At 70.0% G+C, this 7252-nt stretch carries 6 protein-coding genes; 4 read left to right on the forward strand and 2 right to left on the reverse strand.

The features are described from left to right. Nucleotides 1–21: 21 nt before the first annotated feature. Nucleotides 22–1035 carry a LacI family DNA-binding transcriptional regulator gene (locus tag ACFYZQ_RS33465; RefSeq protein WP_389156028.1) on the reverse strand — a complete coding sequence of 338 codons (1014 nt, stop codon included), beginning with the start codon at nt 1033–1035 and terminating at the stop codon, nt 22–24. A 695-nt stretch (nt 1036–1730) separates the two neighbouring features. On the opposite strand from ACFYZQ_RS33465, the gene ACFYZQ_RS33470 reads away from it, so the two are divergent. After that, entirely contained in the window at nt 1731–3665 is a 1935-nt protein-coding gene (locus ACFYZQ_RS33470; protein ID WP_389156030.1) for an acyl-CoA dehydrogenase family protein, read from the forward strand. 34 nt (nt 3666–3699) lie between these two features. Here ACFYZQ_RS33470 and ACFYZQ_RS33475 read toward each other — a convergent pair whose 3' ends face one another. Further along, nucleotides 3700–4149: a lamin tail domain-containing protein gene (locus tag ACFYZQ_RS33475; protein WP_389156048.1), complete on the reverse strand. Its 450-nt coding sequence runs from the start codon at nt 4147–4149 to the stop codon at nt 3700–3702. Between the two features lie 195 nt (nt 4150–4344). Between ACFYZQ_RS33475 and dxr the strand changes: the two genes are divergently transcribed. The 3 genes from dxr to ACFYZQ_RS33490 form a co-directional block, all read left to right on the forward strand. Beyond that, on the forward strand, nt 4345–5616 hold the full coding sequence (gene dxr / locus ACFYZQ_RS33480) for a 1-deoxy-D-xylulose-5-phosphate reductoisomerase (RefSeq protein WP_389156033.1): 1272 nt from the start codon (nt 4345–4347) through the stop codon (nt 5614–5616). A gap of 8 nt (nt 5617–5624) precedes the next feature. Then, nucleotides 5625–6914 (forward strand): M50 family metallopeptidase, encoded by a 1290-nt coding sequence (locus tag ACFYZQ_RS33485; RefSeq protein WP_389156051.1) that lies wholly within the window; start codon nt 5625–5627, stop codon nt 6912–6914. A gap of 174 nt (nt 6915–7088) precedes the next feature. Next, nucleotides 7089–7252 (forward strand): flavodoxin-dependent (E)-4-hydroxy-3-methylbut-2-enyl-diphosphate synthase (locus tag ACFYZQ_RS33490; RefSeq protein ID WP_389156054.1); only part of this gene is annotated, 164 nt, incomplete at its 3' end.

Genomic DNA, 7252 nt, shown 5'->3' on the forward strand with positions numbered 1-7252 from the left:
TTGTGGGGGAAGTCCGGTGGATCAGGAACCGGACGGCGCCGGGCCGGAGCTGGCCCGGGGGGTCAACTCGGGTGCGATCAGCACGACTTCGTCGCTGCCGCGGCCGTCGAGCTTGGCCACCAGGTGCTCCACGGCGTACCGGCCCATCTCCTGGGCGGGGATGGCGACCGACGTCAGGCGCACCGAGGCCTGGACGGCGACCTGCTCCGGGCAGATCCCGACCACCGACACGTCCTCGGGCACCGCCCGGCCCTGCTGGCGCAGCAGGGCGAGCAGCGGCTCGACGGCGGACTCGTTCTGCACCACGAACCCGGTGGTGCCCGGGCGCTCGTCGAGGATGCGGGCGAGGGTGACGGCCATCGCGTCGTACCCGCCCTCGCACGGGCGGTGCAGTATCCGCACGCCCAGCTCCCGGGCGCGGGTGCGCAGGCCGTCGAGGGTGCGCTCGGCGAAACCGGTGTGCCGTTCGTAGACCGCGGGGGCCTCGCCGATGACCGCGACATCACGGTGGCCGAGCTTCGCCAGATGCTCCACGCACAGCGCGCCGGTCGCCGCGAAGTCCAGGTCGACGCAGGTCAGGCCGGAGGTGTCGGCGGGCAGCCCGATGAGGACGCAGGGCTGGTCGGTCTGGCGCAGCAGCGGCAGCCGCTCGTCGTCCAGCTCGACGTCCATCAGGATCATCGCGTCGGCCAGCCCGCTGCCGGTGACCCGGCGCACCGCGTCGGGGCCCTCCTCGCCGGTGAGCAGCAGGACGTCGTAGCCGTGGGTGCGGGCGGTGGTCGCCACCGCGATGGCGATCTCCATCATCACCGGTACGTACATGTCGGTGCGCAGCGGGATCATCAGCGCGATGATGTTCGACCTGCTGCTGGCCAGGGCGCGGGCGCCCGCGTTCGGGTGGTACCCGAGCTCCCGGATGCTCTGCTCGACCCGCTGCCGGGTGGTGGCGGAGATGGACCGCTTGCCGCTGAGGACATAGCTCACCGTGCTCGCCGAGACTCCGGCGTGCTGGGCGACCTCGGCGAGGGTGACCATCCAGCTCTCCAAGCTTTGTGAAGCGCTTCGACAGTGCGCGTGGTTGACAAGGGCGAGTGAGGGTGTATCGACAGTAGCTCCAGCGGGAGTGGGTGTCCATAGTCCGTCGAAGCGCTTCGACACCGATTTGTGGCCCGACGCGGGCAGGCATGCGGGCAGCAGTGACGGCAACCTTCCGTCCGAGCGGCCCCTCCCGGGGGCGGTACACGCACCGTCCCCCTGCAAGAACCCCGGATGCAACCCCGCGGACCACACCCCGGTGGGGTGCGGGGGCTCGGCCTCGGGGGGCTGGTGGGGTTGTAGGAGCGGAGACCTGCGGGAGTCCGGGGTGTGGTGGCTCCGGTGGGGTGCAGGGGGCGGAGCCTCGCGTAGGTCCGGGGTGCGGCAGCATCGACGGGGTGCAGGGGCGGAGCCCCGCGGGGGCTCGGGGGCGTGCCCCCGGTGGGGTTGAAGGGGCGGAGCCCCTGGGGGTCGGGAAGGGTAGGGGCGGCGGGGGCGAGGAGACGTACGCCCTGCACCCCTCCCGCGGGGGCCGGCCCAACTCGTCGAACCGGCGGAGCCGCGCGGCACGGGTATGGGCCGAACGGACGCGCCAGGACTGGTGGGGACGGCCCGTTTCGGGTACCAACGATCCAGTAGCACTGGTCGGTAACGAACGGTCCGCAATCATCCCTCTTCGCGGCGAGGTGAGCCTCATGTCCGCCCCCACCACCAAGAAACCCACCGTCACCGAACGCGAGGCCCGCCAGGTGGCGGAGGCCGCCCGGGAACAGGACTGGCGCAAGCCCAGCTTCGCCAAGGAGCTGTTCCTCGGCCGCTTCCGGCTCGACCTCATCCACCCGCACCCCCTCCCCGCCGACGAGGACGCCCAACGTGGCGAGGAGTTCCTCGCCAAACTGCGCGACTTCTGCGAGACGAAGATCGACGGCGCCCGGATCGAGCGCGACGCGCAGATCCCGGACGAGGTCATCGACGGGCTCAAGGAGCTCGGCGCGTTCGGCATGAAGATCGACACCAAGTACGGCGGCCTGGGCCTGACCCAGGTCTACTACAACAAGGCCCTCGCCCTGGCCGGCTCCGCCAACCCGGCGATCGGCGCGCTGCTGTCGGCCCACCAGTCGATCGGCGTACCGCAACCCCTGAAGCTGTTCGGCACCCAGGAGCAGAAGGACACCTTCCTGCCCCGCTGCGCCCGCACCGACATCTCCGCCTTCCTCCTCACCGAGCCGGACGTCGGCTCCGACCCCGCCCGGCTGGCCACCACGGCCGTCCCCGACGGGGACGACTACGTGCTCGACGGCGTGAAACTCTGGACCACCAACGGGGTCATCGCCGACCTGCTCGTCGTCATGGCCCGCGTGCCGAAGTCCGAGGGACACAAGGGCGGTATCACCGCGTTCGTGGTCGAGGCCGCCTCGGAGGGCGTCACGGTCGAGAACCGCAACGCCTTCATGGGCCTGCGCGGCATCGAGAACGGCGTCACCCGCTTCCACCAGGTGCGTGTCCCGGCCGCCAACCGCATCGGCGAGGAGGGGTCGGGCCTGAAGATCGCCCTGACCACCCTCAACACCGGCCGTCTGTCACTGCCCGCGATGTGCGCCGGCGCGGGCAAGTGGTGCCTGAAGATCGCCCGCGAGTGGTCGGCGGCCCGCGAGCAGTGGGGCAAGCCGGTCGCGCTGCACGAGGCGGTCGGCTCCAAGATCAGCTTCATCGCGGCAACCACCTTCGCACTGGAGGCCGTGCTGGACCTGTCCAGCCAGATGGCCGACGAGAACCGCAACGACATCCGTATCGAGGCCGCCCTCGCCAAGCTGTACGGCTCCGAGATGGCCTGGCTGATGGCCGACGAACTGGTCCAGATCCGCGGCGGCCGCGGTTTCGAGACGGCCGCGTCGCTCGCGGCCCGCGGCGAGCGCGCCGTACCCGCCGAGCAGATCCTGCGCGACCTGCGCATCAACCGGATCTTCGAGGGCTCCACCGAGATCATGCACCTGCTGATCGCCCGCGAGGCCGTCGACGCCCACCTGTCGGTCGCCGGTGACCTCATCGACCCCGACAAGACCCTCTCCGACAAGGCGAAGGCGGGCGCGAACGCCGGGGTCTTCTACGCCAAGTGGCTGCCGAAGCTGGTCGCGGGCCCGGGGCAGCTGCCCTCCTCGTACAGCGAGTTCAAGCACGAGGTGGACCTCTCCGGCCATCTGCGCTTCGTCGAGCGGCACGCCCGCAAGCTCGCCCGGTCCACCTTCTACGCCATGTCCCGCTGGCAGGGCCGGATGGAGACCAAACAGGGCTTCCTGGGCCGGATCGTGGACATCGGCGCCGAGCTGTTCGCGATGAGCGCCGCCTGCGTCCGGGCCGAGCTGCTGCGCGGCCAGGGCGACCACGGCCGCGAGGCCTACCAGCTCGCCGACGCCTTCTGCCGCCAGTCCCGCATCCGGGTCGAGGAACTCTTCGGCCGGCTCTGGAACAACACCGACGACATCGACCGCAAGGTGGTCAAGGGTGTCCTCGGCGGCGCCTACGAGTGGCTGGAGCAAGGAGTCATCGACCCGTCCGGGGACGGCCCGTGGATCGCCGACGCGACCCCCGGACCGTCCCGGCGGGAGAACGTGCACCGTCCGGTGCGGTAGCCCGCCGGACGGGACGGGCAGCCGTACCCGACGGTCAGCAGTACTTGTCGCTCGGGTCCCGCGTCGTCCAGGAGCAGGAGTCGACCTTGGTGCCGCTCGCCTTGGTCAGCGTGGCCGTGTCGCTGGTGTTGTTCCAGACGTAGGCACGGCGGTCCTGGTACTTGTTCGACGCGGTGTCCGAGCCCTGGCCGGTGTGGACCTTCATGGTCTTGCCCGCGCCGATCTTGACGTTCGGGAACACGTACTTGTGGTTCGAGGCGTCCTTGAGGATCCAGCCCTTGAGGGAGACCGCCGAACCGCTGGTGTTCTTGATCTGCACCCACTCGGCGTTCAGGCTGGCGTTGGAGCGGTTGTCCGAGCCGGGGCTGTCGAACCAGACGTGGTAGATGCTCACCCCGCCGGCGGCTTCGGCGGGCGTGCTGAGCAGGGTGCCGGTGAGCACGGCGGCGCCCGCGAGCGCGGGCAGAGCGGCGCGTATGCGCATGGAGAATCCCCCCAGGGTGTCGTCCACGGCCGGGCGGCTGCGTATCGCCGCCCGGCCAGACAGAAGTGTTATCACACGATCTTCACCGAGACTTCACATCGGCGAATTCCTCCCATCCGGCGATGAGAGCTGATAAGGCACCCACCCGAGGGATGCGCTGTCCTGCGGGCCGCCGGTTGCGGCAACAATGGAGGGATGACCGACAGTCCCGCCAGTCCGGCGCCCCTCGCCGACCCGCACCTCGTCTACGACCCTCTCGCGGGGGACGGTCCCAAGGACGTGGTGATCCTCGGCTCCACCGGATCGATCGGCACCCAGGCCATCGACCTCGTGCTGCGCAACCCCGACCGCTTCCGGGTGACCGCCGTGTCCGCGAACGGCGGCCGGGTGACCCTCCTCGCCGAGCAGGCGCACCGGCTGCGGGTGCGGACCGTCGCGGTCGCCCGCGAGGAAGTCGTACCGGCACTGCGCGAGGCGCTCGGCGCCCGGTACGGGGACGGGGAGCCGCTCCCCGAGATCGTCGCCGGACCCGACGCCGCCACCCACGTCGCCGCATCCGACTGCCACACCGTGCTGAACGGCATCACCGGCTCCATCGGCCTGGCGCCCACCCTCGCCGCCCTGGAAGCGGGCCGCACCCTCGCGCTCGCCAACAAGGAGTCGCTCATCGTCGGCGGCCCGCTGGTCAAGGCGCTCGCCAAGCCCGGCCAGATCATCCCGGTCGACTCCGAGCACGCCGCGCTCTTCCAGGCCCTGGCCGCCGGGAGGAGGGCCGATGTGCGCAAGCTGGTCGTCACCGCCTCCGGCGGCCCCTTCCGCGGCCGCACCAAGGAGCAGCTGGCCGACGTCACGGTCGAGGACGCCCTCGCGCACCCCACCTGGGCCATGGGCCCGGTGATCACGATCAACTCCGCGACACTGGTGAACAAGGGTCTGGAGGTCATCGAGGCGCACCTCCTCTACGACATTCCCTTCGACCGCATTGAGGTGGTCGTGCATCCCCAGTCGTATGTCCACTCGATGGTTGAGTTCACGGACGGATCGACACTGGCCCAGGCGACGCCCCCGGACATGCGCGGGCCGATCGCCATCGGCCTCGGCTGGCCCGAACGGGTGCCCGACGCGGCGCCCGCCTTCGACTGGAGCAAGGCTTCCACCTGGGAATTCTTCCCGCTCGACAACGACGCCTTCCCCTCGGTGAACCTGGCGCGCCGTGTGGGAGAGCTCGCGGGCACGGCCCCGGCGGTGTTCAATGCCGCCAACGAGGAGTGCGTGGAGGCGTTCCGTACGGGCGCGCTGCCGTTCAACGGGATCATGGAGACCGTCACCCGGGTGGTGGAGGAGCACGGCACCCCCAGGACGGGAACCTCGCTCACGGTGTCGGACGTCCTCGAGGCGGAGACCTGGGCACGGGCCCGGGCCCGGGAACTGACAGCGCAGACGGCGACCGCGGAGGCGCGTGCATGACGACCCTGATGTTCATCCTCGGCATAGGCGTCTTCGCGCTCGGGCTGCTGGTCTCCATCGCCTGGCACGAGCTGGGACACCTCTCCACCGCCAAGCTCTTCGGCATCCGCGTGCCGCAGTACATGGTCGGCTTCGGCCCCACCGTCTGGTCGCGCAAGAAGGGCGAGACGGAGTACGGGTTCAAGGCGATCCCCATGGGCGGCTACATCCGCATGATCGGCATGTTCCCGCCCGGCGACGACGGCCGGATCACCGCGCGCTCCACCTCGCCGTGGCGCGGCATGATCGAGGACGCCCGCTCGGCCGCCTACGAGGAGCTCCAGCCGGGCGACGAGACCCGCCTGTTCTACACGCGCGCCCCGTGGAAGCGGGTCATCGTGATGTTCGCGGGCCCCTTCATGAACCTGGTCCTCGCGGTGGTGCTGTTCCTCACGGTGCTGATGGGCTTCGGCATCACACAGCAGACCACCACCGTCAGCTCGGTCTCCAAGTGCGTGATCTCCCAGACGCAGAACCGGGACACCTGCAAGAAGTCCGATCCCGTCTCCCCGGCCGCCGCCGCGGGGCTGAAGGCCGGTGACAAGATCGTCTCCTTCGACGGGGTCAGGACGGACAGCTGGAACAGGCTCTCCGACCTGATCCGGGCCAACCCCGGCAAGACCGTGCCCATCGTCGTCGAGCGGGGAGGCCACGAGGTCACCCTGAAGGCGACCCTCGTCGAGAACCAGGTGGCGAAGAAGGACTCCCACGGGCAGATCGTCAACGGCTACACCAAGGCCGGCTTCCTCGGCTTCAGCGCCGCCAACGGCGTCGTACGCCAGGACTTCGGCGAATCGGTGACCTGGATGGGCGACCGCCTCGGCGAGGCCGTCGACTCCATCGCCGCGCTCCCCGGCAAGATCCCCGCCCTCTGGAACGCCGCCTTCAACGACGCCCCCCGCCAGCCCGACTCCCCGATGGGCGTGGTCGGCGCGGCCCGCGTCGGCGGTGAGATCTTCACCCTCGACATCCCGCCCACCCAGCAGCTGGCGATGTTCGTCATGCTGGTCGCCGGCTTCAACCTCTCCCTCTTCCTGTTCAACATGCTCCCGCTGCTCCCGCTCGACGGCGGGCACATCGCGGGCGCCCTGTGGGAGTCGCTGCGCCGGCACGTGGCGAAGGTGCTGCGCCGTCCGGACCCGGGCCCGTTCGACGTGGCGAAGCTGATGCCGGTGGCTTACGTGGTGGCCGGGATCTTCGTCTGCTTCACGATCCTGGTCCTGATCGCGGACGTGGTTAACCCGGTCAAAATCTCGTAGTCGCGCGGCGTTTCCCGGCGGCCCGGAACATGGGGGAGTTCCGGGCCGCCTCCTATTGAGTGGGTTTCCGGGTGGGATGTGCTGGCGCGTTCGCCGGTGCCGTAATCTCGAATCCTGGAGCCCGATGCCTGAACGGGACCGGATCATGATCCACGACTTGGGGTTGCACTGCAGATGACTGCGATTTCTCTCGGCATTCCGTCCGTTCCGACCAAGCTCGCCGAGCGCCGGAAGAGCCGGCAGATCCAGGTCGGAACCGTGGCGGTCGGTGGTGACGCTCCGGTGTCGGTGCAGTCGATGACGACGACCCGTACGTCCGATGTCGGGGCCACGCTGCA

The sequence above is a fragment of the Streptomyces sp. NPDC001843 genome (assembly GCF_042891955.1).
In the GTDB taxonomy this organism is placed as follows: domain Bacteria; phylum Actinomycetota; class Actinomycetes; order Streptomycetales; family Streptomycetaceae; genus Streptomyces.